We start from the raw sequence: 25,808 nt of genomic DNA on the forward strand, positions 1-25,808 counted from the left end.
TTTTGGCTGAACCTCAGCTTAGCGCGAAGCGCGATTGGTGGAGCGCGGCGAGACCCTATTTTGAAAAAGAATCGCTCGCCGCTTTCTTTGTCGGCGTGTCCTCTGGCTTTCCTTATGCGATGATCGGCGCGACGCTGACGACGCGGCTCGCGCAGGATGGGATCGACAAGGCGACTGTGACAGCATTCACGCTCGCCTTCCTCGTCTACAATTTCAAAGTGTTTTGGGCGTGGGTCGTCGATGGCGTGCGCATTCCGCTGCTCGGCCGTTTGGGGCAGCGGGTCTCGTGGATGTTGCTATCCGGCGTGATGGTGATCGCGGCGGTGGTCAATCTCGCTCTGGTCGACCCATCGGACAATCTGCCAGCGACAATCATCGCCGCCGTGCTGGTTGGCATTGCCGGGGCGACATTCGACATTGTGATCGACGCCTACCGGATTGAGACGCTGAAGCCGTATCAGCTCGGCACAGGCTCGGGCATGAACCAATATGGCTGGCGCGTCGGCTCCGCTGGGGCAGGGGCCATCGCGCTGGTGGTCGCGGTGCGATATGGGTGGGAGGCCGCCTATCTCTCCTGCGCTTTGCTGGCGCTGCCCGCGATGCTCACCGCGCTGATCATGGGCGAGCCCGCGCGGCGGCAAGTCACGATCGCGCGCAAGGGCGTTTCTGACGTGTGGCAGTCGATCGCGGGCCCTTTCAAAGAGTTCTTTCAGCGGCACGGCGCGTGGCTCGTCCTCGCCTTTATCCTCGTCCACAAAATCGGCGATACGCTCGCGAACCTCACTTTCCGGCTGCTGTTTGATGATCTGGGGTTTAGCAATGATGAGATCGCAATTTACGACGTCGGCGTGGGCTTCTGGGCCTATCTGATCGGGATATTTGTGGGCGGGATTATCTATGCGCGACTGGGCCTCAAACGCTCGGTGCTGATCGCGCTCATTCTGATGGCTGTTTCCAATGTCAGCTTCGCAGCCTTGGCGGCGGCGGGGCATTCTAACCTGGGGCTCGCCTCGGCCATCGGGTTTGAGAATTTCGCGAGCGGATATGGCGGCGTTGTGGTGGTCGCCTATTTCTCGGCGCTGTGCGATCTGCGTTTTACGGCCGCGCATTATGCGATGATCAGCGCGGCGGCGAGCATCGTCGGCAGGTTGATCACCGGGACCACGGCGGGCGGCCTGATTGAGGCGACGGGTTATGTGAATTTCTACCTTCTTACCACCGTATTGGCGATACCGGGGATCGTGCTGTTCTGGTGGATGATGCGCACCGGATTGGTCGACGATTCCATGGGCACGGCGGGGAGGGAGCAGGAGCAAGCCGCCGAGTGAATGCGTGAGATACCGTCTGCCCTGAGCCTGTCGAAGGGCTGCCCTTTTTCTTTGACCGACAAAAGGAAGTTCAGTCCTTCGACAAGCTCAGGACAAGCGGGTGCTTTTTAGTCCGGGATCTCGTCATTTAGGCGTAGGACTTCGCCCGCCAGATAGAGCGATCCCGCGATCAGCACAGGGTAACCGTCATCGGGAATATGCAGCAGCGCGTCTTCAATGCCCGACGCGGCGCGCGCATCGGGTCCGAATGCTGCGGACGGGTGGCAGTCTTGGCCAGGCACCGGAACAATGGTGAGGCTGCGCACTGCATCGGCTAGCGGATCGAGCAACGCGCGCGGATCTTTGTTGGCGAGCATGCCCAGGATGAGGTGCAGTGATGTGCCCTCAAACTCCGCAGCGATAGCGTCACCCGCGCTACAATTATGGCCGCCGTCGAGCCACACTTCACGTCCGGCAGCCAATGAACCTTGCGAAAGCCGCTGCATGCGAGCAGGCCAAGTGGCCGCTTTTAGACCTTCTCTGATCGCGGTGGCGGATATTTTGAGCTTTTCCTGATGCCGAAGCATGGCCACCGCCAGAACTGCGTTTCGCGTTTGGTGTTCGCCAGAAAGCCCGAGGGGATGGCGGCCAAGTTTATACTCATCACCTGGCTGCAATTCTTTCAGTGGGGCTGATACTGCATGAGCGCATTTCCGGATCGTTCGGCGGACCTCGTCTGAGTAGTCAGATGACATTGTCACGAGCGGCACGCCCTTTTTCGCAATCCCAGCCTTCTCAAACGCAATCCGGGCCATCGGCTCTTTCGGCACGCCATCCTCCGGCGCGAGCAGGAACCTCTCGTGATCGATTCCCAATGCCGCAATCCCGCAGGCCGCGAGCGCGTCGGGCTCCAGCACATTGGTTGCGTCTAAGCGCCCGCCAAGTCCGACCTCGACCACGCAGGCATGGGCGGGCACGCGACTGAACGCTAGGAAAGCGGCGGCGATGGTGACCTCGAAAAAGCTCGGGCCCAGATCCTCGCATGCGTCCAGCACCTCCGCCAGCAACGCTGCCAAATCCGTATCGGAAATCAGCTCTCCAGCCAGCCTAATCCGCTCGTTATAGCGCACCAGATGCGGGCTGGTGGTCATATGAACGCGGTAACCCTCCGCCTCCAACATCGCGCGCAGAAACGCGCAAGTTGAGCCTTTGCCATTGGTGCCCGCGACATGGAAAACCGGCGGCAAATGGCGATGCGGATTGCCGAGCCGCTCCATCATCGCGGTGATCGTGTCCAGCCCGATGCGGCCCTCCGGCACGCTCAGCTGGCTTAGACGATCGAGCTGAGCTTGAACGCGCGGGTCGTCGGACTTTCCGAAATCCATCGCTTTGCTGGCGACCGGACGCGTGACTACGCCGCGACGGGCGGCTGCAGATAGTCGATCACATTGGCCAAAGTGGCTTTCAGATCGTGGCGTTTCACCACTATGTCGACCATGCCGTGCTTGTGGAGGTACTCCGCGCGTTGGAAGCCTTCGGGCAATTGCTCACGAATGGTGTCCTGGATCACCCGCTGTCCAGCAAATCCGATCAGCGCGCCGGGCTCTGCAATGTGGATATCGCCCAGCATCGCATAGCTGGCGGTGACGCCGCCCGTGGTCGGATCAGTCAGCACGACGATGTAGGGCAATCCCGCCTCTTTCAGGCGGCGCGTCATCACGGTGGCGCGCGGCATTTGCATCAGGCTGAGAATGCCTTCCTGCATGCGCGCTCCGCCAGCGGCGGTCACGACGATATAGGGACATTTGCGCCTCAGCGCGCGCTCGGCCCCGGCGCAAAACGCCATGCCTACGGCCATGCCCATCGATCCGCCCATAAAGCCGAAATCCTGCACCCCGACGACCGCAGGGTGGCTGTCGATTGTACCCGATCCGACGACAAAGGCATCGTGATGCGGGTTATTGGCCCGCGCGATTTTCAGCCGGTCGGTGTATTTCTTGCTGTCCTTAAACTTCAGCGGGTCTTCAGTGACCTGCGGTTGAGGCAGCAGGTCAAACCCTTCGTCCAGCAGCAGGTTCAGCCGCGCATCGGCGCTGATCCGGCCGTGATGCTCACAGCGCGGGCAGACCGAGAGATTGTCCTCATATTCTTGAACAAACAGCATTTCCTGGCAGGATTTGCATTTGATCCACAAATCCTTCTCAGAGCTGCGCTTGTCGCTAAAGCCCAGGGAATTGCGGACGCGGGTGAACCAGTTCATTTCAAAATCCTGTTTGCTTGGGCGATCTAGGCTCTAGCCGTGTGGACTGCGTGCGCCAATGCTGATGTCAGCTCTTGTAGCTTGGCGGGAGCCTCTGCGCCATATTCGCCGATGATTTCCACAAGTGCGGAGCCGACGACGACCCCGTCGGCGACTTTGGCGATATCGGCGGCTTGCTCTGGCGTGCGCACGCCAAACCCGACCGCGACCGGCAGGTCAGTGGCGGCTTTAAACCGCGCAACCGCCGCTTCGATGCTGTCCTGGGCGGCCTGCTGTTTGCCGGTGATCCCAGCGACTGAGACGTAATAGAGGAAGCCATTGGCGCCCTCCAGCACGGCGGGCAGGCGCTTCGCATCGGTGGTAGGCGTGGCCAGCGGGATCCAATCGACAAGATGGGCATCGAGGTCCCATTTGAGCTCTTCGTTTTCTTCCGGCGGCAAATCGACGCAGATGACGCCCCTGACGCCCGCTTTGTAGCAGTTGACGGAGAACCAATTCTCCCCGCGCCGGACCATTGGATTGGCATAGCCCATCAGCACCAGCGGAACATCGGGATGCCGCTTGCCAAAATCGGCGGCGATCCGAAACACATCTGCGGTGGTAGTACCCGCGCCAAGGCTGCGCAGGTTGGCGCTTTGAATCGCGGGGCCATCGGCCATCGGATCGGTGAACGGCATGCCCAGCTCAATCACATCCGCGCCGCCCGTTACCAGCGCATTAAGATTGGCCGCGGTGTCGCCATCGCCAGCGGTGATGAAGGCGACCAGCGCAGGATGACCCTTGTGAAAGGCAGCAGTGAGTGGGGAAGGGGGACGTGTCATTGCTCGGCCCCCTCACCTTTTGGGGAGGGGGTTGGGGGAGGGGCATTTGCCCGCAAGTCAGCAACAAAATCAGACAATTGCACCAAAACTCCGTCCATATTTCCCACTACATCAAAATTCGAAAATCTGATCACATGATACCCATGATCCTCAAGGGACTTGGTTCGCGCCGCATCATAGGCTTCACGTCCGGAATGCGTATCGCCATCGACCTCAATGACCACTTTCGGCTCGTTAGCGGCAAAGTCTGCAATGTGGGAACCAATTACCTTCTGCCTGCGGAATTTTATCCCTTGAAATCGGCCTGCGCGCAGCTCCATCCACAGCCGCTTTTCGGGCTCTGGCATGGCCTTGCGCATTTCCTTGGCGCGCTGCGTGAGAGCGGCGCTGCGCACTACCCCTCTCCCAACCCTCTCCCCTGAAGGTGAGAGGGCTTTGGGGGCTTGGGGGAGGTGTCAGTCGGGCAGGTCATTTCTTGAGGGGCCTAAACCAAATGAAAAGCATAGTGACTAGAGTTATTAGAAGGAGGCTTAGGCCGCTGAAAAAGACGGTTTGAGAGTGATTGTGATCGCAGGGTGGACCGTCGACGTAACCGTCAAAAGGGGCTTCATGACATATATTGTCGGTTTGATAGCCGTATCTCTCGTGTGCCGAAAAACTATACGTATCTTGCCTGTGTTCATTCTCGAGACGAAGGGCATCAACAAGCAAAAACTGGCTCAATAACAGTGTGCAAAAAGCAAGAAGCGCACGCCAATCACGCTTCACATCACTGCTCCAAGCCTTCTCCCACTTCCGTCATTCCCGCGGAGGCGTGAATTTAGGGTCGACGCCTGCGGGTATCGCCGCTTTGGATTCCGGATCAAGTCCGGAATGACGTTTGAGGGAGTGGGGCTTTGGAGGTGGGGCATATTCATGGCTTCCACCATATCCAAATGAGGATACTCAAGGTAATGAGTAAGAAAACCAATGAAATGCCGAGCAGTATCCATGGCTCGGTAGGACCAGTGACCATTGGCGAGCAATTATGCGCCGTTTTCTGGCAAAGCTCGAACTGCCGAACTTGGTCATCAGCGTATTGCTGATAATGCGGCCTCCTGAGGGCTATGGCTAAAATCAAACTCCAAGATGTCAGCGCAGTTGCCGCTGCGAAGAGTGGAAGTCTGTCACGCCTCACATCTCAACCCCAAGCTTCTCCGCCACAGTGAAGATGTCTTTATCGCCGCGGCCGCATAGGTTCATCAGGATGATCTCATCCTCGGCCATTTGCTTCGCGCGGTCGGCGACGGCGGCGATGGCGTGGCTTGGTTCCAGCGCGGGGATGATGCCTTCGGTGCGGCACAGCAGTTGGAAGCCGTCGAGCGCCTCTTTGTCCGTGACAGCAGTGTATTCGACCCGGCCGCTCTCTTTCAGCCACGCGTGTTCTGGCCCAATGCCGGGGTAGTCGAGCCCGGCGCTGATCGAGTGGCCTTCAGTGATCTGGCCGTCTTCATCTTGCAGCAGGTATGTCTTATTGCCGTGCAGAACGCCGGGAGATCCGCCGAGCAGGCTGGCGGCGTGTTCATCCCCGTCGAGCCCATGACCCGCGGCCTCAACTCCGAGCATTTTTACGTCAGCATCGTCGAGGAACGGGTGGAACAGGCCAAGCGCATTGGAGCCGCCGCCAATGCACGCGACCAACAGATCGGGCAGACGGCCCACGCGATCAAGCATTTGCGCGCGCGCCTCTGTGCCGATCACGCTTTGGAAATTGCGCACCATCTCTGGATAGGGATGCGGACCGGCGGCCGTGCCGATAATGTAGAACGTGTCGTGGACATTCGCGACCCAGTCGCGCAGCCCCTCGTTCATGGCATCTTTCAGGGTCGCGCCGCCGCTGGTGACAGGCACCACTTCTGCGCCGAGCAATTTCATGCGGAAAACGTTTGGCGATTGCCGTTTTACATCCTCTGCACCCATATAGATCACGCAAGGCAGGCCAAAGCGCGCGCACACGGTCGCGGTGGCGACGCCGTGCTGGCCCGCGCCGGTTTCTGCGATGATGCGGGTCTTGCCCATGCGGATTGCCAGCAGGATCTGCCCGATGCAATTGTTGATCTTATGCGCGCCGGTGTGATTGAGCTCGTCGCGCTTGAACCAGACCTGCGCTCCGCCAAGAGCCTCGGTCAGACGTTCGGCATGATAGAGCGGGGAAGGGCGCCCGACATAATGCTTCATCAGGTCATCAAACTCAGCCGCAAAGGCCGGGTCTTGCTGAGCGGCGCGATATTCCCGCTCCAGATCGAGGATCAGCGGCATCAATGTCTCGGCGACATAACGTCCGCCAAACTCGCCAAAATGCCCGCGATCATCTGGCTGGTTCTTGAAGGAATTGGGGGTGGTGTTGTTCATAATCTCATCATTGCCGTTCGTGTCGAGCGAAGTCGAGACACATTCGCAGCCCCACGCCTCTCGACTACGCTCGAGGCGAACGGCGGTGCAGTTAAGCGTTCTTCGCCGCTTCGCAGAAGGCCGCGATCTTGTCCACGTCCTTCACACCGGGCGCAGTTTCCACCCCGGATGAGGTGTCGACCAGCTCCGCCCCGGTGGCGCGAATGGCCTCGGCCACGTTATCTGCATTAAGGCCGCCGGCGAGGCCCCATGGCACCTTGTGATCGTGGCCATGCAGCAATTCCCAGCGGAAGGTTTCACCATTGCCGCCGGGCAGTTCCTTGGCCGGGGCATCGAACAGGAAACGGTCGATCTTGCCGATAAACTTGCTGGCGCGTTCTAGTGTGCCTTCGTCTCTGAGGCCCACGGCCTTCCACACCTCGACGTTGGTTTTCTCGCGCACCAATCCGGTCCATTCCGGCGTTTCGCCGCCGTGGAACTGGACGATGTCGGGCTTCACGTCGGCGATGACTTTGCCCATGGTGGTGACATCGGCATTCACGGTCAGCACCACGGCTTTGACCGAGGCCGGGATAAGCGCGCGCAGCCGCGCGGCCTCCGCCAATGTGACGTGGCGCGGGCTTTTCTCAAAGTGCACCAGGCCGATATGTGTTGCCCCAGCAGCGACGGCGGCTTCTATGGTCTCAGGCGTTTTGAGCCCGCAGATTTTGATTAGTGGCGATGTGCTTGTCATAGGCGTGCTTTAGAGCTTGCAATCCGCAGCGCATAGCTAGAATTGATTGCTGCTGCACAGGTTTTGCTGACGGATGTGCGCTTCAATTGGGGAATATCTAATGCGTTTACCTGGGTTTGTGACGGCGTTCGCGGCGCTATTTCTGGCGGCTTGCAATCCGGTTGCGGCAACGGAAGGCGCAGAGGCTGAGATCGCTCAGTTTCAGGAGCGCTTTCAAAGCGGGGATCTGGACGCGATTTGGCGCACGACACATCCGGAATTTCGCAAGCTGGTAAAGAGAGAACAATTGTCGGTGATGCTCAGCGACTTTCGCGAGATTCTGGGTGAGCTGGAAAGCACCAATCGCGAGAGTATCAACGTGAATTCCGCGAATGGCACGACCAGTGTTGAGATCGTTATGCGCAGCCAATTCGCAAATGGCGAAGCGCTGGAAACGTTTGGATACCGCGAGCAGGGCGAACGCTGGATGCTCATCAATTATGTGGTGCAATCACCGCTGATCGACGACTATGACTTTTCAAAACTGGAAGGCGATGGACTGATCTACGAAGCCGCGCCGGAGACAGCGGAGTAGGCGCGAAGCTCTTTTCGTTTAGAAGGCCTTCGGAGCGACGCCGGCTTCAATGGTCCCAGGCCTTTTGAGCCCGCAAATTTTGATTTGAGTAGAGGTCATGTGGAGGCTCTACACTTCCGCGACCAAGGATTGAAATAGCCAATAAGCAGACCAATCAGCCAAGCTGGCATTGCGAAGCCCGCAAAGATGATAAGGCCGAAACCCCAGCCGAAACATTGCTGCGGATTGGCGTGTGGCGAAAGAACGCATCCCTCCGTCATTCCCCACAGAAAATACACAGCGATTGGCATCGCGGCTGACGCAAGCAATACCACCCATCTGGCCTTCGTACGCATGTAAATGGATACAGCTGCACCGATTGGTAACGCGATAAGCAAAATGCCCGACAGGAGCAGCACGCCCGCATCGCTCATATCAAAGCGTGGCTTCGATAGCCCTTGCAGCGGCGACCGGGTCTTCCGCGCGGCTGATTGGGCGTCCGATCACCAGAACGCTCGCTCCATTGTCGCGCGCAGAGCGTGGGGTGACGACGCGTTTTTGATCGCCTGTGCCTGATCCCGCTGGACGCAGACCGGGTACAACGAAGAAGCCGTCTTTCCACTGCTTGCGGACCTGGCCAACCTCTTGGCCGGAGCAGACAACGCCGTCGAGGCCCGCTTCATGCGCCAATTCGGCAAGCCGCATCACATGCGTTTCCGGGCTGCCATACACGCCGGTGCGGGTGAGGTCGTTTGCATCAAGGCTGGTCAGCGTAGTGATGGCTACCACCTTGCATCCCTCGGCGGCTGCGGCCTTGGCATCTTCCATCATCGCGCGTCCACCGCTGGCGTGCACTGTGAGGATCGCAGGCTCGCACAAATGCACCGCCTGCATTGCCCCTGCGACAGTGTTGGGGATGTCGTGAAATTTGAGGTCGAGAAAAATCGGCAGGCCAATATGCGCGATTTCGTGCACGCCGTGGCTGCCATGCGCGCAGAAAAATTCCAGACCCAGCTTCACGCCGCCGATATGCGCTTTTACCTTTTCAAGCAGAGCCTTGGCAGGCTCAATTTGCGGCATGTCGAGCGCGAGATAGATCGGGTTGCTCATATCAGGTGCTGCTTTCTGGTTTCACTGCGGCGTCAGGGGCGAGGGCGCCTGTCTGTGGCGTTTCAACCGGCTCTGGAGCCGCGTCCGGCGCAGCAGCGGTTGAGGTCGCTGCCGGTGCATGACGTTGAGACAAAGCGTTTGATTTCACCGCATTCTCTAGGCTGCGGATGCGGCGATTGAGGGACCATTTGCTGCCTCGGTGATAAAGCCACATGGGCACAATACCGAGCAGGAATGATACGATCACGATCGCCGGAACCCGAGTGTCCCACACCAGGCCGGGCCAGATTTGCACCTCGGTCGCGCGGTCGAAATTGCCAAAGGTGAAGGCGATGATTGCAATCAGAATCGCAATCCAAATGATCGTGCGCAAAATTTGCATGCAGAGTTTCCTAAACGGCTATGCCACTGGCGGTGTTTGAGCAGCGCAGAACCTAAGCCTTTTCAGCCTTAAGTCTAGCGCCAGCTGCTGAGCCGCGCATCAGCCAAAGACGCGGGCAAACACCGTGTCGACGTGTTTGAAGTGATATCCGAGGTCGAATTTGTCTTCGAGTTGCTCGGTCGTGAGCGCAGCAGTGACTTCCTCATCGCCCTTCAGCAGGTCGAGCAATTGCAGCTGTCCATCCGATTCCCACACCTTCATCGCATTGCGCTGTACCAGGCGGTAGGCGTCCTCGCGGCTGACACCGGCCTGGGTCAAGGCGAGCAGCACGCGCTGAGAATGCACAAGGCCGCCCATCCGGTCCATATTGGCCTGCATCCGTTCTGGATAGACCAGCAGCTTGTCGATTACGCCGGTGAGGCGCGCGAGCGAGAAATCGAGCGCGATGGTCGCATCGGGTCCGATGTAACGCTCGACCGAGGAGTGCGAGATATCGCGCTCATGCCACAGCGCCACGTTTTCGAGCGCGGGCATGGCATAGCTGCGGATCATGCGGGCTTGGCCGGTGAGGTTTTCGGTGAGGATCGGGTTGCGCTTATGCGGCATGGCCGAGGAACCCTTTTGCCCCGGTGAGAAGTATTCTTCAGCCTCCAGCACTTCGGTGCGTTGCAGGTGGCGTACTTCTACTGCGAGCCGTTCAATCGAGCCAGCGATGACGGCGAGAGTAGCGAAATACATCGCGTGGCGATCGCGCGGGATCACTTGTGTGCTGACCGGCTCTGGTTTCAGGCCAAGCTTTTCCGCGACGTGTTCTTCAACCGCTGGGTCGATGTTGGCGAAGGTGCCCACCGCGCCGGAAACCGCGCAGGTCGCGATTTCCTCGCGCGCAGCAATCAGCCGGGTGCGGCAACGGTCAAACTCAGCATAGGCCTGAGCCATTTTGAGGCCAAAGGTGACGGGCTCTGCATGGATACCGTGGCTGCGGCCGATGGTGGCGGTGTATTTGTGCTCTTCCGCGCGGCGTTTGATCGCGGCGAGCAGCGCGTCCAGATCGGCGAGCAGAATGTCTGATGCGCGCGCCAATTGGACTGCCAAAGTCGTGTCGAGCACGTCAGAGCTGGTCATGCCCTGATGCATAAAACGCGCCTCGTCGCCCACTTGCTCTGCGACCCAAGTAAGGAAGGCAATCACATCGTGCTTGGTCACGGCTTCAATCGCGTCGATTGCCTCAACGTCGATCTTTGGGTTCGTCGCCCACCAATCCCACAGCGCCTTTGCCGCGCTTTCCGGGACTACGCCCAGCTCGCCCAATTTCTCGGTCGCATGGGCTTCAATCTCGAACCAGATGCGGAATTTCGCCTCAGGCTCCCACAATGCGCTCATTTCCGGGCGGGCATAACGAGGGACCATGGCTTGGGAACTCCAGTGAGAAATTGCGTGGGTAAAGATGTGGCTGCGCGGCTATGCCGCATCGGCGCAGATGGCAAGGGCGAGGGGAGTGCATTGCCCCAGATTCTGCATGAATTAGTATGCGCGAGTGCGGCTCTAAATTGTTTATCAATCGAATTGCTGTTTTCTCATTTGACAGCAGTATTTCGCGTTATACTTTGGCGGGAATACAGGGAAAACGGGGCTACTTAATGACATTCCAAGTTTCGCGAACGGCAGTTTCGCTGATCGCATTGTGCTGTTCGTCGGCGGTTATCGCGGGGGAAGAGCCGCTTTATGAGCCTGCGCCCGCATGGATTGAACCGGTCGTCTTGGCCGAGGTTGAGCGAGATCCCACCAATCGGCAGATCGTCAACGACACTCAGATTCGCATCGAGAATGGGCTGAACTGGGAATACACCGATGTGGTTTACCGCGTCGCCAGCCTATCTGACCTGTCCAATGTCGGTACTCTGACGGCGCAGTGGCTGCCGGACAAAGGCGATTTGATCGTCCACGAAATCTCGATTGTGCGCGGGGACGATGTGATCGACCTGGTCGAGCAAGGCGAGGTGATGGAGGTGCTGCGCCGCGAGCGTATGCTGGAGCGGCGCATCTTGGACGGCTCTCTAACCGCGACATTGTCAGTTCCCGGACTCGAAGTCGGTGACGAGCTGCGCATGCGTTATTCCGTGACCAATTCCGATCAGGCATTGGGCGAAGAGGTCCAGACCCAGCGGTTCTTGTGGCGCGAACCCAATACGGTCGCCGATTTTGCGCGCATCCGCGCGTCATGGCCCGATGATCTGGACGTGCGTTACAAAGCTGGCCCGAACTTCGATCTGCCGCAGGTTGAACAATCAGACGGTCACAATTGGCTGGAGGTGACGCTGCCTCTGGAGGAAGCCGATGAGTTTCCGAATGATGCGCCGCTGCGCTATCGCCGGGGCACGATTCTGCAACTGGGCACCTTTGCCGATTGGGCCGAGGTTTCGAGCACCATGGCGCCTTATTATGATACCGATGGCGCGATGGAGGGCCTCGATGATTTGCTCGCCAAGGTGGAGGCCATTCGCGCCGAGCATACCGGCGATTTAGAGCAAGCCGTCGCTGCCTTGGAATTGGTGCAAGAGGACATCCGCTATCTGCTGAACGGGCTGGATGGCGGAAATTACCTGCCTCAGGACGTCGCGACGACTTGGGAAAACAAATACGGCGATTGCAAAGCGAAGACTGTGATCTTGCTGGCGATCCTGGATCATCTGGGAATTGAGGCGGAGCCAGTGCTCGTATCGAGCCGCGCGGGCAACACCGTGCCGATTTCCTTGCCAATCCCGGGCGCGTTTGACCATGTTCTGGTGCGCGCAGAGATTGGCGGCAATCTGTATTACCTTGATGGCACGTCGCTGGGCGCGAATATGCACACGGTCGGCAATGTCCCGCCGTTCGAATACAGCCTGCCCATTCGCAGCGCTGGCGCACAGATTGAACCGATTGAGCAGGTTCTGCCGCGAGTGCCGGAACTGCGAATGGACATCGCCGTCGACACCTCGGCCGGTCTGGATTTGCCCTCGCTCGTCACATTCGAGATGAAGTTTTGGGGCGCTGCCGCTGCGCAAATGAATGCCGAGGCTGAAAAGCTCGACGACGAACGCCGTAAACAAATGGGCAGCAGATTTGGCGGCGAAATGGCGTTGCTGGACGTGGATATCATTTCAGGCGATGATGACAGTGAAGCGACGCTGGTAATGACTGGGATCTCCGAAAATCTGTTTGATTTCAACGGTGCAAAAGGGGAAATCGACGCGCCAATTGCCGCCAAGCAGATCACATTCGCTCCCAATCGTTCACGCAAGGAATGGCGTGATTTGCCGGTCTCCGTTGGTGCAAGCAGCAGCGCAGCGTACAGCATGACAATGACGCTGCCTGACGATTTCGACGGTTACGAACTGGTGGGCAGCGATCCGATTGACGTTGAGGTCGCTGGACGGCGCTATACGCGCCAAACAAGCCTCGATGACCGGGTGTTCCAGGTTTCCGAAATTGTGACCACCAAGGGCGGCGAAATTCTGCCCGAGGCGTTCCGCGAGGAACGCCGGAAGGCCGCCAGTCTCGCGCGTCAAGAGACGAAGCTGACCACCTCTGACGATGTGCCGCGCCGCTGGCGTTTTGCAAGAGGGGCGGATCGCAGCGTTCTGCAACCGCTAGAGGCTGCCTATGCGGAATTGATCGACAAAGATCCCGATGAAAAAGACCCATATCTGCGCCGCGCTGGCTTCCGATATACGACCTATGATTGGGCTGGTTCGCTGGAGGACATGAACAAAGTGATCGAGCTTGAGGCGACGGCTGAATATTACGGCCAGCGCAGCTCAGTTCATTCGCAATTGCTCGATCTGGAGGCCAACAAAGCGGATTTGGAAGAGGCCTATGCGCTCGATCCCACTCCGTGGCGGGCGATAGATCTTGCCAATGCAATGGCGGATATGGGGGACTATTCCGGCGCGCGCGAGATCATCGAATATGAGGACGGCGACGAAGAAGTTCGCCAAAGTCTGACGGTCGCTCTGGCAGAACTCGACGCACTAGAAGGCCGCGCCAGCGAAGGGCTGGCAACGATCAATGAAATGCTGGCCGATGATCCCAACGATTCCGGCCTGCTCAATGAGGTTTGCTGGTTCAGCGGAACATGGAACGTCGCGGTTTCCGATGGAGTCTCCGTGTGCACCAAAGCGGTCGAGAACAGCGGCGAATCAGCCAATATTCTCGACAGCCGCGCCATGATCTATCTGCGCAATGGCATGTTCGATAAAGCCATGGCGGACATTGATGCAGCGCTCGATTTGGAGCCCGATCAAACGGCCTCGGTTCTGCTGCGCGGCCTGATCCGGCTAGAGCAGGGCGACAAGGGCGGCCAAGCCGACGTGGACGACGCACTCGCGCGGGAGCCATATTTGGCAACGGCATATCGGCGCTGGGGGTTTGACCTTTAGAAGCGCTCAGCGGCGCTGATCCACCACTTAATCTGCATGGCTTTGCATGTCTGAACACTTGTAACTAGGGTCGTGGATCTACGAACTTAGATGCAAGGAGGGCTGGTCATATGGCAGGCGCGGCAGAGATGACCTTGCAGGAGGAGCGCCTGTCGCCGTTTGTGCGGGTGACCTTGCGCAGCTGGGCAAAACTGTATTCGGGCGGGGCGGAGGTTTTCTGGCCGTTTACCGATCTGATCGTGCGGTTTTTCCTTGCGCAGGCTTTCTTTCGATCTGGCCTCGTTAAGGCGGCGGACTGGGACAAAGCGGTCTTTCTGGCAGCGAATGAATATCCGGTTGGTTGGATGGCGCCAGACACTGCCGCAGCGGTTGGCCTGTCGATTGAGCTGATCGGTCCGGTCTTGCTGTTGCTCGGCTTTTTCACCAGACCAGCGGCGCTCGCGATGGCGGCGCTGACGATCATTTCGCAAGCCGTTTACGTTCCCACCACCAGCAATCTGCTGATTTCGGCAATGCTGCTGTGGTATGTATTCCACGGCCCTGCGGCCTTCTCACTCGACCGGCCGTTGTCATCCGGCCTTAAGGACAGCGCATTGCCACTGGCGCGTCCGGTGGTTCGCTTCGGCGAATTCATGAGAGAGCGCGGGGCACCTGTGGCTATGATGGTGATCCGCCTGTGGCTGGCGCTCACTCTGCTGGCGTTCGCCGGTGTGTTTGAGCCCTCCGTGGCGCTCGCAACATGGCTGCCGATTACGATCTTCACCGGCTTTCCAGACTGGCTAGCGATTGCCTTTGCGGTGCTTCTCGCCACAGGCTTTGCTGCGAGCGTGGTGTCTTATGTGCTCGTCATACTGATCGGCTTGTTCATGATCGTCGGGGTGCATCCGAACATCACTTTCTACCCGATCCTATTCCTGGCGATTTACGAATTGCGCGGGGCGGGCAGTCTGTCGCTCGACAATCTGATTTACGCATGGATGGAGAAGAACATTTTGTTCGACCGGGATTATGCCGATATCCCGGACCATTGGCCGCATATTGTGGTGGTAGGCGCAGGCTTTGGCGGACTGGCAGCGGTTGCGCGTTTAAAGCGCCTGCCGGTGCGCATCACCCTGATTGATAAGCGCAATTACCACCTGTTTCAGCCGCTGCTCTATCAGATCGCTACGGCGACATTGAACCCAGCGGATATTGCGACGCCGATCCGCAGCCTATTCAAACCTGATGGCAATGTCCGGGTGGTGAAGGGCGAGGTTTCGGCGATCGATGCGAAAGCCAAGATGCTGACCTATGGCGGCGGAGAGCTGGGCAATCAGCAGCTCGTCTATGACAAGTTGGTGCTCGCGACCGGGGCATCGCACAGCTATTTCGGCAAGGATGAATGGGGCGCATTTGCACCTGGCCTAAAGACTGTCGAAGACGGCGTCGCGGTTCGCGGATCAATCCTAGAGGCGTTTGAACAGGCTGAGGCGAGCAATGATCCACAGCGCGTGAAACGCCTGCTGACCTTCGTTGTGGTCGGGGCTGGTCCAACCGGGGTCGAGTTGGCCGGAGCGATTGCAGAGCTTGCCAAGATCAATGTCGAGCGCGAATTTCGCACCATCGACCCCAGCAGCGCGCGGGTGATACTGGTGCAATCGGGGCCGCGTGTGCTTCCGGCCTTTCCTGAAGAATTGGCCGAGAAAGCAGCGGCGTCATTGGAAAAGCTGGGCGTGGAAATCCGTACCGGCGGGCGCGTGACAGAGATCGCCGCGCGCCATGTGATGATTGGCGAGGATACCAAGATTGAGACCGAGACCGTCCTGTGGGCGGCGGGCGTTACCGCGTCACCGGCGGGCAAATGGCTGGAGGCAGAATGCGACCGCTCTGGCCGAGTGTTGGTCGATGAGTGGCTTCGCGTGAAAGGCCAAGCGGATGTGTTCGCAATCGGAGACACTGCGGGCAGCAGCGCGTGGAATGGCGATCCCGTTCCCGGCCTCGCTCCAGCGGCGAAACAGGCGGGCGCCTATGTAGGCAGGCTGGTCGAGGCGGAGCTGCTGGGCAAGCAAAGCCCCGGGCCGTTTGAGTATAAGCATCAAGGCAGCCTAGCGACAATTGGGCGTAAGTCGGCGGTGGCGGACTTTGGCGCTTTCAAGCTGTCAGGTGCGCTTGCATGGTGGCTGTGGGGCGTGGTGCATGTCGGGTTCCTCACAGGCGCGCGGAACCGGGCAACGGTGATCCTCAATTGGGGATGGAGCTTCTTTGCCAATCACGCCGGTGTGCGCTTGATTACGAAATCCTGACGTCTCGCTTGGTGGTCTAGGCCTAGATCAAGCCTTTTGCACGTAGGCTCACATGTCCCTCGCGGCCGACAATCACATGATCGTGCACGGTCACGCCGAGCAAGCGGCCCGCTTCGGCGATTTGCTGTGTCACTTGAATATCGGCGCGGCTCGGCTCTGGATTGCCGCTGGGGTGATTGTGGACGAGGATCAGCGCGCTCGCCCCGACATCCATCGCCTTGCGAATAACTTCGCGCGGATGGATTGAGGCTTCGTCGATCGAGCCATCACCGACATGGTGATCATCGATCAGGCGGTTCTTTGCGTCGAGATACAGCACCCGGACGCGCTCCACCGTGAGATGCGCCATATCAATCGCGAGGTAGTCGATCAGGTTTTGCCAAGAGCTGAGCACTGGTTTGTCCGCGACTTCGCTGCGCGCCATGCGTCGCGCGGCAATCGCGACGCTTTTAAGCGCCGCTGCGCTGCTGTCGCCGATCCCTTTGATCTGTTTAAGCGCCGCCGGGTCCGCATTCAAAACGGCCGACAGCGAGCCGAATCGTTTGAGCAGCGCCTTGGCGACGGGCTTTGTGTCGCCCTGCCGCATTCCGGCGAACAGTAGGAATTCGAGCACTTCGTAATCGGCCAGCGCCTCTGCGCCGCCTTTTAGCAGCCGCTCGCGCAGCCGCGCTCTGTGCCCAGCGCCCGCGTGCTTACCGGCATCGCTGCCATTCCCGGCGCCGGGCTCTTCGCCAAACATGTCTTCAGCTTGCGGCAAGCTGCCCCCTTATAAAACGAATATGCGCGCTAGTGTATTGCTTGCATTGCCTTTAACGCTCGATACGCGCAAGTGTGAGCTCATCATGGCGTCAGCCCAAACGGAACATCTTGAAGAGACGCCCAAGTGGAGCCTGTGGCCGCGCCGCAGGCGTTGGCGCGCGCTTATATTGGTGCTGTCGCTGCTCGGCATTGCGGGCGTTTGGGTGTGGATGGCGCGCGAGCAATATGCGGGCAATTTCATCGATGGGGAGCTGGCGAAGCTGGAGCTGCCTGCAGACTATGAGATCGTCTCGATTGGTCCGCAGCGTCAGGTTTTGCGTGATCTGGTGATCGGCGATCCAGAGCGGCCTGATCTCACCATTGAGCAGGTCGTGGTTGATCTTGAATACAGCTTTGGTGCGCCGTCGATCGGCACGGTCGAGGTGATCGGTGCGCGATTGTTCGGCTCTTACCGCGATGGTCAGCTGAGCTTTGGCGCGCTGGATCCGGCGATTTTTGGTGAAAGTGATGCTGAGCCTGGGCTGCCGGAAATCAACGTGAAACTGGTCGATGCGCGCGGGTTGATAGAGAGTGATTACGGCAGAATCGGGCTTAAAGCCTCGGGGCAGGGGCTGCTGAGCGACGGATTTGAAGGCGTGTTAGCAGCGACCGCGCCGGGTTTTGCGGTTGCAGAGTGTTCGCTGGAGGCAGCAACGCTTTATGGTGACGTCACGACGTCAGACGGGGAGCTGGCATTTGACGGGCCACTGCGTTTGCGCGCGCTCGATTGCGCAAATGGCGGCCCTCAGCTCGCGAGTGCCGATGTGGCCACGCGCTTCATCCTCGCATCGGACTTCGCCAGTGCGGACGGTGAATTGGACCTCACGGCTGAGCAATTGGCTGTCGCTGGCGCAGAGGCTTCAACCCTGGGCGGTGATGTGCAGCTGAGCTGGAAAGATGCGCAGCTCAATGTGCGTCATGATTTGCGCGCGGACAATGCGGTGACGCCCTATGGCGCAGTCGCAGGGCTGTCGCTGGATGGCACGCTGAGGGCGCAGGACGGGTTTGATGCGCTGGAATGGGCAGGGCGATTGGAGGGCGAGGGCGCAAGCATTGGCGGCGCGCTGACTGAGCAATTGCAGGCCTCCCGCAGCGCGGCCGAGGGCACATTGCTTGAGCCTTTGTTGGCCCGATTCCAGCGAGGTTTCGGCAATGCCACGCGCGATGGTAAAGTGATCGCCGATGCGACATTGCGCGTGTCGCCAGAGGTTACGAGCCTGATTGTGCCAGAGGCACGCCTTAAAAGCGCATCGGGCGAAACTCTGCTTGGGGTGTCGCGGCTTGCATGGACGAGCCCGGTGGATGGTCTTGGACGGCTTAGCGGAAACATTGCGACCAGCGGCGAAGGGATCCCGCGCATTTCCGGGCGGATGGAGCAGGTCGGCGGCGGCAATCTCGCGCTGCGCCTGAGAATGGAAGAATACGCAGCAGGGGACAGCAAGCTCGCGGTGCCAGAGCTGCTCGTAACACAGGCGCCCAGCGGCGCTCTGAGGTTTGCGGGCGATGTGCGAGCATCGGGCGCACTGCCCGGTGGCAGTGTTCAAGGACTCAGCGTGCCACTGGAAGGCACATGGTCGCCGGGCGCGGGGCTGATAGCAGGCCAAAGCTGCGCCAATGTGCGGTTTGATAGGCTCGCGCTTTATGAGCTTGCGCTGGATCGCCAAAGCCTCCGGCTTTGTCCTGGCGCCGGCGGTGCGATGGTGCGTTATGGCGAGACGCTGCAGATCTCAGCGCAATTGCCTAGCCTCGCGCTGCGCGGGCAGATCGCGGGCAGCCCGCTGCTGCTCGACACCGGAGCCGTCCAGTTCGGCTACCCCGGCTTGGCCAATGCGGCCAATGTGGAAGCCGTGATTGGAACGCGCGAGGAGGGGCTAAGCGTGTCGCTTGGCAATCTTGAGGCGAGCTTTGCCGACACAATCGGAGGCGCATTCAGCGAAGGCGAGGCGAAGATTGGCCTGGTCCCGCTCGATCTGGACGAGGTCAGCGGTAATTGGCTCTATGACAATGGCATTCTCAGCATTGATGAGGCGCAGTTTCGCGTCACCGATCGCGAGGCGACCGACCGGTTTGAACCGCTGATCGCGCGTGATGCCGTAATGGTCCTAAACGGCACCGATATTCGCGCGGAGGCATTGCTGCGCCATCCGGGAACAGATCGCCAGGTCGTCGCGGTTGAGGTCACGCACAATCTCAGCACATCCACTGGCAATGCGCGATTGGATGTCGAACGGCTTGTCTTCGATGACACCCTGCAACCCAGCGATTTGACGATCTACACCGACGGTGTTGTCGCCTTGGCAAAGGGCAATGTAAGCGGGCAGGGTCAGATCAATTGGACCGCCGATGAAATTACCAGCGGCGGGGTTTTTACCACAGAGCAATTCGATTTCGCTGCCGCCTTTGGCCCAGTAAAGAATGCCCGAGCGACCATAGAATTCACCGACCTTCTGGCGCTCACCACCGCGCCGGATCAAACGGTCGAGCTAGGCTCGATCAACACCGGTATCGAGGTGCTAGATGGCAAGATCACCTTTGCCCTTGAGGAGGGCCAGTTGGTCAAGCTTAAGGACGCGCGCTGGCCGTTTATGGGCGGAGAGCTGGTGATGCGCGGGGTTAATCTCAATTTCGCGGTGCCTGAGGAGCGGCGCTATATCTTTGAGATCATCGGGCTGGATGCGGGCACATTCATATCAGAGATGGAGTTTGGCAATCTGTCGGCTCAGGGGACATTCGACGGCACGATCCCGATCATTTTCGATGCAGAGGGCAATGGCCGGATCGAAAGCGGCCTGCTCATCTCCCGGCCGCCGGGCGGCAATCTCTCTTATGTCGGAGAGCTTGCCTATGAAGATCTGGGCACAATTTCCAATTACGCCTTCGATGCCTTGCGCAGCCTCAATTACAACCAAATGGCGATTACCATGGACGGCAGCCTGACCGGTGAGATCATCACCAGCGTGCGTTTCGACGGGATCAGTCAGGGCGAGGGCACTTCGCGCAATTTCATCACAAAGCAGATCGCGCGCCTGCCAATCCGGTTCAATATCAACGTGCGCTCACAATTCTGGGAGCTCAGCCGGCTGCTGCGCTCCACTTACGATTCCAACTATCTGCGTGATCCATGTCTGACATCCGATCCAAAATGGCGCGCGAGCCGGTTTTTCAAAGTCGCGTGTCAAAACACGCCCGACGTCAATCCGGAAGACATTCCGTTAAGTGAACTGTCCATTCAGCCTGAAGAAAGCGAGAATACGCCATGATCATGTGGAAATTGACCGATCTATGCGGTGCTGCCACAGGCCTATCCATGATGGATAGACTATATTCATGGCGATGCGCGGGTCGGGCCGGATTGATGGGAGCGGGCGCAATTGCGCTTTGTGGTCCATTGGCAGGGTGCATCAATGTTGCTGCACCTGACAAGCCAATTGTGATCGAGCTCAACATCAATATCCGGCAGGAAGTGGTTTTTGCTTTGGCCGAAGATGCGGCCAACACGCTTGAGGAAAATGCGGATATCTTTTGATCTTCGTATTTGCCGCAAAGCAGGAGGAATAAGAGAATGACAAATATGCGCAAAACTTTGCTCGCCGCCGCTGCTGCGACTGTGGCCATCACTGGCTTTCACGGCGCCGCCCAGGCTCAGCGTGATCCGGACTATGCCGCCGCGCGCGCCAATGGCAGCATTGGTGAGAAGCGCGATGGCTATCTTGGCGTGGCTGGGGCTGAGACCGCTGAGCTTCGCCGATTGGTCAACGATATCAACATCAAACGCCGCGCTGTTTACGCCCAGCGCGCACAGGCGGCCAATGCGACGCTGGATGAATATGCCTTTACCGCCGGTTGTCAGGCGATCCTGCGCACAAGCCCGGGTGAGAAGTATCAGGCACCCGATGGTACGTGGCAAACCCGCACCAATGCGGCGCCAATGCGCGATCCGCGCTGCCCATAATTCGGGCTAAAATCTGCCAATAGCCAAAGCGCGAGCTGTCATCCTCCCAAGGCGGCTTGCGCTTTGCGCAATGGCTATCGCTATATTTGCCTCCCTAACAGGCCGTTTGATTGTGACTGGCGGTTGACTTGGATATGCCCCCCTTCTAAGGGGTGCGCGCCCTTGGCGGACACCTTGTGGCGCGTGTTTTGGCGTCCAACCTTTAGGAAGCTGACATGAGCGATAAGAAGTCCGCACAGGAACCCATCGCCGAGGATGCGCGTATCGATGCACTCGAGGAGCGGCTGAAAGCTGCCAACGAGCGCGAAGAGGAACGCAACCGGCCTCGGGTATCAGGCACTGATGCGAATTATCGCAGCGGTAACCGGGTACTCGCAGACCTCCTTGGTGGGATTCTTGGCGGCGCAGTGATTGGCTGGACGATTGATTATTTCGCCGACACTTCGCCCGCGGGTCTGTTGATAATGATGGCCTTCGGGATCATCGTTGCCTTCAGGAACATTATTCGAGCGGCGAACACTCGTCCCGATGATATCGATGAGGGCTAAGATGCTCCGATTTGAGATCATCAGTTGGGGCGCGTTTCTTACAAGGTTTAAGGACTAAGAGATCGTGGCAGCCGAGGCAGGCAAAGTCGATCCGATGAAGCAATTCCAGCTCGAGCCAATGTTTGGTTCGTCGGGCTGGGAGATTGCCGGGGTCAACATCGCATTCACCAATTCCGCATTCTGGATGGCCATTACAACGGTCCTGATCTGGGTATTTGTATTTGGCGGCATGAAGCGTCAGCTGGTGCCGGGGCGCTGGCAGATGGCGGTTGAGAGCTTTACGGGCTTTATCGACGACATGCTGGAGGCGAACATCGGCAAGGCAGGGCGCAAATACGTGCCTTACGTCTTCAGCCTGTTTATGTTCATCCTGTTTGCCAACTTGCTCGGCCTACTGCCTATTGGTTTGTTGGGTCTGCACCCGTTCACCTTCACCAGCCACTTCACCGTCACCGGTGTGCTTGCCATCATCAGCTTTTCGATCGTTCTGGTCGTTGGTTTTTGGAAGCACGGCATCAAGTTCTTCACGCTGTTCGTGCCCCACGGGACGCCAGCACCGATGATCCTGCCGATTGCGCTGATTGAATTCTTCTCATTCCTCATCCGCCCCTTCAGCCTCGCATTGCGGCTGTTCGTGGCGATGATGGCCGGGCACGTTCTGTTGAAAGTGCTCTCCAGCTTTGTGATTGACGGCGTGAACGCTGGCGTTGGTATCGGCCTGATGGTCAGCCTGCCAAGCTTTGCTCTGATGGTCGCAATCAGTGCTCTAGAAATTCTCGTAGCCGGAATTCAGGCCTACGTGTTCGCTCTTCTGACGTCGCTTTATATTAACGACGCAGAACACCTTCACTGAGTTTATCTCTCTAATTTATATATTTGATCCCAAGGAGTTTTTCACATGGAAGCAGAAGCAGCTAAGCTCGTAGGCGCAGGCCTTGCAGCAATCGGTGCCGGCATGGCCGCAATTGGCGTTGGTAACGTGTTCGGTTCGTTCCTCGAATCCGCACTTCGCAACCCAGGCGCAGCAGACGGCCAACAAGGCCGCCTGTTCATTGGCTTCGCCGCGGCTGAGCTTCTCGGCCTGCTGGCATTTGTTGTCGCGATGATCCTGATCTTCGTTGCCTAATAGCAATTTCGGTATCCCGGCCTGCTGAACCAGCGGGCCGGGCCGCCCAAATTTCTATCGACGACGTTTAAGATCCACTTCACAGGTTTCGGACCGCTCTCATGCCTCAGATAGCCCAATTAGCCGAGTTCTACTCCAGCCAGATTTTCTGGTCGCTGGTGTTTTTCGGCCTGACATTCTTCGTCATCGGACGCGGAATGGTGCCCAAAGTGATGGGAACGGTCGAACTGCGTGACAATCAGATCGCTGACGATCTGGCTGCGGCGCAGGCCGCTCGTGACGCGGCAGACGAGCAGGAGGAAGCATGGCGCAAGCGCGAGAATGAAAATCGCGCCGCTGCCCAGGCAACCATTGCTGAGGCCAAAACCAAGGCTGCGGCCAAAACCGAAGCGACGCTGGCAAAGGCGCAGACCAAGATCGATGCAAAGCTGGAAGCAGCCGAAGCAGCGATTTCTGAGGCCCGCACCAGCGCTATGGCTGAGGTTGAAACCGTCGCTGCTGAAGCAACGCAAGACATTGTCTCCCGCCTTGCCGGAGCGAAAGTCGACAAACGCACCGCGCGTTCTGCGGTGAAGAAAGCGCTCGCCAATGGCTGATCTCATGTCAATCCTGATCGCTTCGGGGAATGCTGCTGAAAGTATGCTGGCGCGAGATGAAGATGGCGCCATCTATCTCAAAGATGAGCCATCAGCGCTGTTCCTTCAGGATTACCAGTGGGTTTCACTGGCGATGCTGGTGCTGATCCTGATCTTCGTTTGGAAGAAAGTTCCAAGCCTGATCACCGGCGGGCTCGATAAGAAGATCGCTGAAATCAAGCAGCAGCTTGACGAAGCCAAGAGCCTGCGCGCCGAAGCAGAGGCTCTGCGCGACGAATATGCCGCTAAGATCGCTGGCGCTGAGAAAGACGCCGAAGCGATGATGGAAGGTGCCACCCGCGAGGCGGACGCTATACTGGCCAAAGCCAAAGAAGATGGCGCAGCTATGGTTGCTCGCCGTCAGCGTATGGCTGAAGACAAGATTGCAGCGGCTGAACGCGATGCGGTGGAGGAAGTTCGCAGCAGTGCGGTGGATGCGGCCGCTGCGGCGTCGCGCAAGATCATAGCTGACAAGCATGACGCCGACGCTGACCGAGCACTGGCCGACGAGGTAATCTCAGCGATCTAAGCGCTAGCCTATCGTGGATTATGAAGAGGCGGCTCAATTGGGCCGCCTTTTTCATGCGCGGGAACCTAGCTGCCCGGCTCAAACACCACTTTGCCAACCAGTTCGCGGTTCGCCATCGCTTCAAACCCTTCGCGCCAGCGGGACAAGGGCAGAGTGCGGTCGATTGCAGGGGTTATCCGGCCCGCAGACGCCAGCTCCGTGATGGCGGCGTTGATGGCGCGGCCTCGCTCAGGAAAGCGGCGCGCATATTCACCCGCGCGCAGGCCGACAATGGAGAAGCCCTTGATCAACGGAATATTGGTTGCGACCTCTGCGATCCGTCCGCTGGTGAACCCCACCACGACCAGCTTTCCGGCAAAGCTGACGCAGCGTGTGCTCTCGTCAAACACATCGCCGCCGACGGGATCGAATACGATATCGCAGAGCTTTCCGCCGGTAATCTCGGATACCTGTTCGCGAAAGCGCCCCTCGGCGGTGATCACGGCGTCGGGCCTATAGAGCGCAGTGATCCGCTCCCGCTTCGAATCCACGCCAGTTGTCGCGATCACTTTCGCGCCGAACGCCTTGGCGAGATCCACCGCCGCTAAGCCAACACCGCCGCTCGCACCGTGCACCAACACCCATTTCTCGCCGCTAGCGCCGTCTAACAGCCCGCACAGCTCGACAAGGCCAGTGTAGGTGGTTGCATAAGCCGCGCCCATGGCTGCGCCCTCGGCGAAGCTTACATTGGCGGGAAGGGGGGAAAGGCCGCGCGCAGGGATGCTTGCGAGTTCGGCAAAGGCACCGGTCTTATTGCCGCCCATGACCCGGTCGCCGGGGGCAAAGGCGCTGTCCGGGTCCGCCTCAATAACTTCGCCAGCCAGTTCCAACCCGCTGACAAAGGGCGGCTCTGGTTTGAACTGATAATCGCCGCGCGTCATCAGCAGGTCGGGAAAATTGAGCGATGCGGCGTGGACTCTCACGAGAACCTCGCCTGCACCCCGCACAGGAGACGGGACGTCTTCGAATTGAACGCCAGATAAGTCGTCCGACAGTTCCTCGACTCTAAGCGCTTTCATAAGCATCTCTCGTCATTGCGAGGAGCCGAAGGCACCGTGGCAATCCATTGCTGTTCGGTCCGCATTCCATGCATTGGTCCATGGATTGCGTCGCTTCGCTCGCAATGACGAACAGTAGCGATCAGAAGTTATCCTTGGCGCTGCGCAGCGCGGCAAAGGTCTCATGGGGCTCGTTGCCGCCCCATTTCGCCATCATTGCGGGATCATCCGCGCGCAGGAATGGGTTCGTCTCAAGCTCGCGTTTCAGGACGGTCGGCACGGTCGGCTCGCCGCGAGAGCGCTTGTCTTTGATCTCAGCGACATAGTCTTGCAGCGCCGCATTGTCCGGGTCTGCGTGCAGCGCAAACTTCGCGTTCGCCTCGGTGTATTCATGCGCGCAATAGAGCGTCGTCTCGGTCGACATGCGGCGAATTCGGTCGAGGCTGGTCCAGAATTGCTTTGGCTCGCCTTCGAACATCCGCCCGCAACCCAGCGCAAACACGGCGTCGCCTACGAACGCCACGCCTTCCTCGACGATGTGGTACGCGATGTGGCCATTGGTGTGGCCGGAAACGTCGATGATCTCGGCGCGATGCTCACCGAGATTGACGCTGTCGCCATGCGCAATAACGCGGTCGATCGGGGAGAGCTTCTTAACTTCTTTGGGCGCAAGCACGCGCGCGCCCGTCGCCTCGACGATTTCTTTGTTCCCGCCAGCGTGATCTGGATGCCAGTGTGTGTTCCAGATGTGGGTGATTTTCCACCCCTTGCTATCTGCCTGGCGCAGATATTCCTTCGCATCCGGCGTGTCGATCGCGGCGGTCTCGCCGGTCACGGAATTGTGCACGAGGAAGCCGTAATTGTCGGACAGGCAAGGGAACTGGTGGATTTGGATCGTCATGTCGGGTCTTTCAGCGGAAGAT

The 25,808-nt window shown here is 58.8% G+C and carries 25 protein-coding genes; 12 read left to right on the top strand and 13 right to left on the bottom strand.

The genetic code is table 11. The annotated features are described in order from the left end of the window. Positions 1-2: 2 nt before the first annotated feature. The gene (locus AC0V6V_RS00955) at positions 3-1,328 is read left to right on the top strand and encodes an AmpG family muropeptide MFS transporter (protein WP_486163621.1); all 1,326 of its coding nucleotides are present in this window, start codon (positions 3-5) and stop codon (positions 1,326-1,328) included. 107 nt (positions 1,329-1,435) lie between these two features. Here the strand turns inward: AC0V6V_RS00955 and AC0V6V_RS00960 are convergent, their stop codons facing one another. The 6 genes from AC0V6V_RS00960 to AC0V6V_RS00985 form a co-directional block, all read right to left on the bottom strand. After that, entirely contained in the window at positions 1,436-2,692 is a 1,257-nt protein-coding gene (locus tag AC0V6V_RS00960; RefSeq protein WP_486163622.1) for a bifunctional folylpolyglutamate synthase/dihydrofolate synthase, read from the bottom strand. Between the two features lie 26 nt (positions 2,693-2,718). Then, complete coding sequence (accD, locus tag AC0V6V_RS00965) at positions 2,719-3,567, bottom strand: acetyl-CoA carboxylase, carboxyltransferase subunit beta (RefSeq protein WP_486163623.1); 849 nt, start codon at positions 3,565-3,567, stop codon at positions 2,719-2,721. A gap of 26 nt (positions 3,568-3,593) precedes the next feature. Next, the gene (gene trpA, locus AC0V6V_RS00970) at positions 3,594-4,388 is read right to left on the bottom strand and encodes a tryptophan synthase subunit alpha (protein ID WP_486163624.1); all 795 of its coding nucleotides are present in this window, start codon (positions 4,386-4,388) and stop codon (positions 3,594-3,596) included. Beyond that, complete coding sequence (locus AC0V6V_RS00975) at positions 4,385-4,783, bottom strand: endonuclease domain-containing protein (RefSeq protein ID WP_486163625.1); 399 nt, start codon at positions 4,781-4,783, stop codon at positions 4,385-4,387. Before AC0V6V_RS00975 ends, trpA begins: the two co-directional genes overlap by 4 nt. Before the next feature lie 778 nt (positions 4,784-5,561). Continuing rightward, positions 5,562-6,779, bottom strand: coding sequence for a tryptophan synthase subunit beta (trpB, locus tag AC0V6V_RS00980; protein ID WP_486163626.1), 1,218 nt, complete (start codon positions 6,777-6,779; stop codon positions 5,562-5,564). Positions 6,780-6,870: 91 nt separating this feature from the next. Next, complete coding sequence (locus AC0V6V_RS00985; RefSeq protein WP_486163627.1) at positions 6,871-7,512, bottom strand: phosphoribosylanthranilate isomerase; 642 nt, start codon at positions 7,510-7,512, stop codon at positions 6,871-6,873. 100 nt (positions 7,513-7,612) lie between these two features. On the opposite strand from AC0V6V_RS00985, the gene AC0V6V_RS00990 reads away from it, so the two are divergent. Then, positions 7,613-8,086, top strand: coding sequence for a hypothetical protein (locus tag AC0V6V_RS00990; RefSeq protein ID WP_486163628.1), 474 nt, complete (start codon positions 7,613-7,615; stop codon positions 8,084-8,086). Positions 8,087-8,181: 95 nt separating this feature from the next. Here AC0V6V_RS00990 and AC0V6V_RS00995 read toward each other — a convergent pair whose 3' ends face one another. The 4 genes from AC0V6V_RS00995 to purB form a co-directional block, all read right to left on the bottom strand. Beyond that, on the bottom strand, positions 8,182-8,499 hold the full coding sequence (locus AC0V6V_RS00995) for a hypothetical protein (protein ID WP_486163629.1): 318 nt from the start codon (positions 8,497-8,499) through the stop codon (positions 8,182-8,184). 1 nt (position 8,500) lies between these two features. Further along, entirely contained in the window at positions 8,501-9,175 is a 675-nt protein-coding gene (gene pyrF / locus AC0V6V_RS01000) for an orotidine-5'-phosphate decarboxylase (RefSeq protein ID WP_486163630.1), read from the bottom strand. 1 nt (position 9,176) lies between these two features. Beyond that, the gene (locus AC0V6V_RS01005; RefSeq protein WP_486166146.1) at positions 9,177-9,557 is read right to left on the bottom strand and encodes a DUF1049 domain-containing protein; all 381 of its coding nucleotides are present in this window, start codon (positions 9,555-9,557) and stop codon (positions 9,177-9,179) included. A 99-nt stretch (positions 9,558-9,656) separates the two neighbouring features. Next, entirely contained in the window at positions 9,657-10,967 is a 1,311-nt protein-coding gene (gene purB, locus AC0V6V_RS01010; protein ID WP_486163632.1) for an adenylosuccinate lyase, read from the bottom strand. A gap of 230 nt (positions 10,968-11,197) precedes the next feature. On the opposite strand from purB, the gene AC0V6V_RS01015 reads away from it, so the two are divergent. Together AC0V6V_RS01015 and AC0V6V_RS01020 are read left to right on the top strand one after the other, a co-directional pair. Further along, entirely contained in the window at positions 11,198-13,978 is a 2,781-nt protein-coding gene (locus AC0V6V_RS01015) for a DUF3857 domain-containing protein (RefSeq protein ID WP_486163633.1), read from the top strand. Between the two features lie 110 nt (positions 13,979-14,088). Further along, positions 14,089-16,260, top strand: coding sequence for an FAD-dependent oxidoreductase (locus AC0V6V_RS01020; protein ID WP_486166147.1), 2,172 nt, complete (start codon positions 14,089-14,091; stop codon positions 16,258-16,260). A gap of 22 nt (positions 16,261-16,282) precedes the next feature. On the opposite strand, the gene radC is transcribed toward AC0V6V_RS01020, so the two are convergent. After that, positions 16,283-17,017: a RadC family protein gene (gene radC, locus AC0V6V_RS01025; RefSeq protein ID WP_486163635.1), complete on the bottom strand. Its 735-nt coding sequence runs from the start codon at positions 17,015-17,017 to the stop codon at positions 16,283-16,285. An 85-nt stretch (positions 17,018-17,102) separates the two neighbouring features. Between radC and AC0V6V_RS01030 the strand changes: the two genes are divergently transcribed. From AC0V6V_RS01030 to AC0V6V_RS01065, 8 genes are all read left to right on the top strand, one after another. Then, positions 17,103-20,318 (top strand): intermembrane phospholipid transport protein YdbH family protein, encoded by a 3,216-nt coding sequence (locus AC0V6V_RS01030; protein ID WP_486163636.1) that lies wholly within the window; start codon positions 17,103-17,105, stop codon positions 20,316-20,318. A gap of 95 nt (positions 20,319-20,413) precedes the next feature. After that, a complete protein-coding gene (locus AC0V6V_RS01035) occupies positions 20,414-20,584 on the top strand; it encodes a YnbE family lipoprotein (protein ID WP_486163637.1) in 171 nt (56 codons plus the stop codon). 36 nt (positions 20,585-20,620) lie between these two features. After that, positions 20,621-21,010 (top strand): YdbL family probable chaperone protein, encoded by a 390-nt coding sequence (locus AC0V6V_RS01040; RefSeq protein WP_486163638.1) that lies wholly within the window; start codon positions 20,621-20,623, stop codon positions 21,008-21,010. Positions 21,011-21,225: 215 nt separating this feature from the next. Then, a complete protein-coding gene (locus AC0V6V_RS01045) occupies positions 21,226-21,558 on the top strand; it encodes an AtpZ/AtpI family protein (protein ID WP_472645086.1) in 333 nt (110 codons plus the stop codon). A 94-nt stretch (positions 21,559-21,652) separates the two neighbouring features. After that, on the top strand, positions 21,653-22,411 hold the full coding sequence (locus AC0V6V_RS01050; protein WP_486139651.1) for a F0F1 ATP synthase subunit A: 759 nt from the start codon (positions 21,653-21,655) through the stop codon (positions 22,409-22,411). A gap of 45 nt (positions 22,412-22,456) precedes the next feature. After that, a complete protein-coding gene (locus tag AC0V6V_RS01055) occupies positions 22,457-22,684 on the top strand; it encodes a F0F1 ATP synthase subunit C (protein WP_027442220.1) in 228 nt (75 codons plus the stop codon). A 101-nt stretch (positions 22,685-22,785) separates the two neighbouring features. Next, positions 22,786-23,280, top strand: coding sequence for a F0F1 ATP synthase subunit B family protein (locus AC0V6V_RS01060; RefSeq protein ID WP_486139281.1), 495 nt, complete (start codon positions 22,786-22,788; stop codon positions 23,278-23,280). Continuing rightward, on the top strand, positions 23,273-23,848 hold the full coding sequence (locus AC0V6V_RS01065; protein ID WP_486163639.1) for a F0F1 ATP synthase subunit B family protein: 576 nt from the start codon (positions 23,273-23,275) through the stop codon (positions 23,846-23,848). Before AC0V6V_RS01060 ends, AC0V6V_RS01065 begins: the two co-directional genes overlap by 8 nt. Positions 23,849-23,913: 65 nt before the next feature. Here the strand turns inward: AC0V6V_RS01065 and AC0V6V_RS01070 are convergent, their stop codons facing one another. Then, the gene (locus AC0V6V_RS01070; RefSeq protein WP_486166148.1) at positions 23,914-24,906 is read right to left on the bottom strand and encodes an NADPH:quinone oxidoreductase family protein; all 993 of its coding nucleotides are present in this window, start codon (positions 24,904-24,906) and stop codon (positions 23,914-23,916) included. 121 nt (positions 24,907-25,027) lie between these two features. After that, positions 25,028-25,786, bottom strand: coding sequence for a hydroxyacylglutathione hydrolase (gene gloB / locus AC0V6V_RS01075; RefSeq protein WP_486163642.1), 759 nt, complete (start codon positions 25,784-25,786; stop codon positions 25,028-25,030). Positions 25,787-25,808: the final 22 nt, after the last annotated feature.

It is taken from the genome of Erythrobacter sp. S249 (assembly GCF_057364975.1).

Coding starts and splice junctions, on each gene's coding strand:
- trpA (WP_486163624.1), bottom strand. CDS start 4,388: ATGACACGTCCCCCTTCCCCACTCACTGCTGCCTTTCACAAGGGTCAT.
- AC0V6V_RS01070 (WP_486166148.1), bottom strand. CDS start 24,906: ATGAAAGCGCTTAGAGTCGAGGAACTGTCGGACGACTTATCTGGCGTT.
- AC0V6V_RS01035 (WP_486163637.1), top strand. CDS start 20,414: ATGGGAGCGGGCGCAATTGCGCTTTGTGGTCCATTGGCAGGGTGCATC.
- AC0V6V_RS01030 (WP_486163636.1), top strand. CDS start 17,103: ATGGCGTCAGCCCAAACGGAACATCTTGAAGAGACGCCCAAGTGGAGC.
- gloB (WP_486163642.1), bottom strand. CDS start 25,786: ATGACGATCCAAATCCACCAGTTCCCTTGCCTGTCCGACAATTACGGC.
- AC0V6V_RS01045 (WP_472645086.1), top strand. CDS start 21,226: ATGAGCGATAAGAAGTCCGCACAGGAACCCATCGCCGAGGATGCGCGT.
- AC0V6V_RS00990 (WP_486163628.1), top strand. CDS start 7,613: ATGCGTTTACCTGGGTTTGTGACGGCGTTCGCGGCGCTATTTCTGGCG.
- AC0V6V_RS01040 (WP_486163638.1), top strand. CDS start 20,621: ATGACAAATATGCGCAAAACTTTGCTCGCCGCCGCTGCTGCGACTGTG.
- AC0V6V_RS01060 (WP_486139281.1), top strand. CDS start 22,786: ATGCCTCAGATAGCCCAATTAGCCGAGTTCTACTCCAGCCAGATTTTC.
- AC0V6V_RS01050 (WP_486139651.1), top strand. CDS start 21,653: ATGAAGCAATTCCAGCTCGAGCCAATGTTTGGTTCGTCGGGCTGGGAG.
- AC0V6V_RS00960 (WP_486163622.1), bottom strand. CDS start 2,692: ATGGATTTCGGAAAGTCCGACGACCCGCGCGTTCAAGCTCAGCTCGAT.
- purB (WP_486163632.1), bottom strand. CDS start 10,967: ATGGTCCCTCGTTATGCCCGCCCGGAAATGAGCGCATTGTGGGAGCCT.
- AC0V6V_RS00985 (WP_486163627.1), bottom strand. CDS start 7,512: ATGACAAGCACATCGCCACTAATCAAAATCTGCGGGCTCAAAACGCCT.
- AC0V6V_RS01055 (WP_027442220.1), top strand. CDS start 22,457: ATGGAAGCAGAAGCAGCTAAGCTCGTAGGCGCAGGCCTTGCAGCAATC.
- AC0V6V_RS01065 (WP_486163639.1), top strand. CDS start 23,273: ATGGCTGATCTCATGTCAATCCTGATCGCTTCGGGGAATGCTGCTGAA.
- AC0V6V_RS01020 (WP_486166147.1), top strand. CDS start 14,089: ATGGCAGGCGCGGCAGAGATGACCTTGCAGGAGGAGCGCCTGTCGCCG.
- AC0V6V_RS00995 (WP_486163629.1), bottom strand. CDS start 8,499: ATGAGCGATGCGGGCGTGCTGCTCCTGTCGGGCATTTTGCTTATCGCG.
- accD (WP_486163623.1), bottom strand. CDS start 3,567: ATGAACTGGTTCACCCGCGTCCGCAATTCCCTGGGCTTTAGCGACAAG.
- pyrF (WP_486163630.1), bottom strand. CDS start 9,175: ATGAGCAACCCGATCTATCTCGCGCTCGACATGCCGCAAATTGAGCCT.
- AC0V6V_RS01015 (WP_486163633.1), top strand. CDS start 11,198: ATGACATTCCAAGTTTCGCGAACGGCAGTTTCGCTGATCGCATTGTGC.
- AC0V6V_RS01005 (WP_486166146.1), bottom strand. CDS start 9,557: ATGCAAATTTTGCGCACGATCATTTGGATTGCGATTCTGATTGCAATC.
- trpB (WP_486163626.1), bottom strand. CDS start 6,779: ATGAACAACACCACCCCCAATTCCTTCAAGAACCAGCCAGATGATCGC.